We start from the raw sequence: 1,495 nt of genomic DNA, 5'->3' as shown, positions 1-1,495 counted from the left end.
ACCAGGGGTTTTGCTTTTGCGCGCGGAAAAGTGGCAAGCCAGCAGCGCTGCGGACGATAATCGAAAAACTTCGAGAGCTGCCGGGCGGCGTACTTCCGAGGGCATGGGAGACGCGATTTGCACTGTGCGCTCGTCTACAATAGCCGACAAATCCAGCCGAGCTCATTCATGTCCGATACCGATGTCCGTGGCCTGCAGGATCTTCCCCTGGAAGAACTGGTTGCTTGCCATGAGTGTGATCTGTTGATGCGCCGGGAACCCCTGGGACCGGGCGAGAAAGCCAATTGTCCGCGCTGCGGTTTCGAGTTGGCCGCGCATCGCCATCAATGGAAACGCCGTTGCTTCGCGCTGGTTCTGACGGCGCTCTTCCTCTATATCCCAGCCAATTTCCTGCCGATCATGAATCTCAGCCTGCTCGGCCAGACCCGCAGCGATACGGTCTGGACGGGAGTGCTCGGTCTTTACGACAGTGGCATGCAGGGCGTCGCCATCCTGGTATTCCTGTGCAGCATGGTGATCCCGTTGGTCAAGTTGCTCTGCCAGTTGCTGGTGATGATCAGCGTGCGTTTCGGTATCGCCCGTCACATCGGCATGCTGCTCTACCGCGGCTATCACCATCTGCGCGAGTGGGGGATGCTCGAGGTCTACCTCATGGGCATCCTGGTTTCCATCGTCAAGCTGATCGACATGGCCGACCTCAGCCTGGGCGTCGGCCTGGCCTGTTTCGTGGCGCTGCTGTTCACCCAGGTCTGGCTGGAGGTCACCATGTCGCCGCACCAGGTATGGGAAGCGCTGGGCGGCGAGGACGACGATGCGCGCGCTTGATGCCGGAATTCTGGTGTGCGGCGAGTGCCACCAGTTGAATCGCGCCGACGGGGACGAGCATTCGCGTTGCAGTCGCTGCGGTGCGGTGCTGCACGCCCGGCGCCCAAACAGCCTCACGCGCACCTGGGCATTGCTGATCACCGCGGCGATCCTCTACATACCCGCCAACCTGCTGCCGATCATGACGGTCAACCTCTTCGGCAGCGGAATGCCCGCGACCATCATGGAGGGCGTGGTCGAACTGGTGCATGCCGACATGTTCCCCATCGCCATGGTTGTGTTCGTCGCCAGTATCCTGGTTCCTACTTTCAAACTGGTGGGCATCGCCCTGCTGCTCTATTCGGTGCAGCGGCACCAGCCGATGTCGGCCCGCCAGCGTATCCTGATGTATCGCTTCATCGAATGGATCGGGCGCTGGTCGATGCTCGATATCTTCGTCATCGCCATCCTCGTGGCGCTGGTGAATTTCGGCAACCTGGCGAGCATCGAGGCCAACCTCGGCGCCGCCGCCTTCGCCAGCGTGGTGGTGCTCACCATGCTCGCCGCCGTGACGTTCGACCCCCGGCTGATCTGGGACAACACCAATCTGGATGACGAGAATGAGTGATCTGCCAAGTCCGAAGAAACACAAGACCTCGAACTGGTCGGCGATCTGGGTGCTGCCGCTGGT

Annotated in this window: 3 protein-coding genes; all 3 read left to right on the top strand. The window is 61.1% G+C overall.

Annotated elements, in window-relative coordinates:
* The first annotated feature begins 117 nt into the window (after window positions 1-117).
* On the top strand, window positions 118-825 hold the full coding sequence (locus HMPREF2924_RS03765; protein ID WP_011666770.1) for a paraquat-inducible protein A: 708 nt from the start codon (window positions 118-120) through the stop codon (window positions 823-825).
* The gene (locus HMPREF2924_RS03760; RefSeq protein ID WP_003111274.1) at window positions 812-1,432 is read left to right on the top strand and encodes a paraquat-inducible protein A; all 621 of its coding nucleotides are present in this window, start codon (window positions 812-814) and stop codon (window positions 1,430-1,432) included. Before HMPREF2924_RS03765 ends, HMPREF2924_RS03760 begins: the two co-directional genes overlap by 14 nt.
* Window positions 1,425-1,495 (top strand): hypothetical protein (locus HMPREF2924_RS36875; protein ID WP_369810162.1); only part of this gene is annotated, 71 nt, incomplete at its 3' end. The genes HMPREF2924_RS03760 and HMPREF2924_RS36875, both read left to right, overlap by 8 nt.

It is taken from the genome of Pseudomonas sp. HMSC063H08, from assembly GCF_001813645.1.
Lineage (GTDB): Bacteria > Pseudomonadota > Gammaproteobacteria > Pseudomonadales > Pseudomonadaceae > Pseudomonas > Pseudomonas aeruginosa.
The sequence above is the reverse complement of the archived record's forward strand: the minus strand, read 5'-3'. Positions and strand labels throughout refer to the sequence as shown.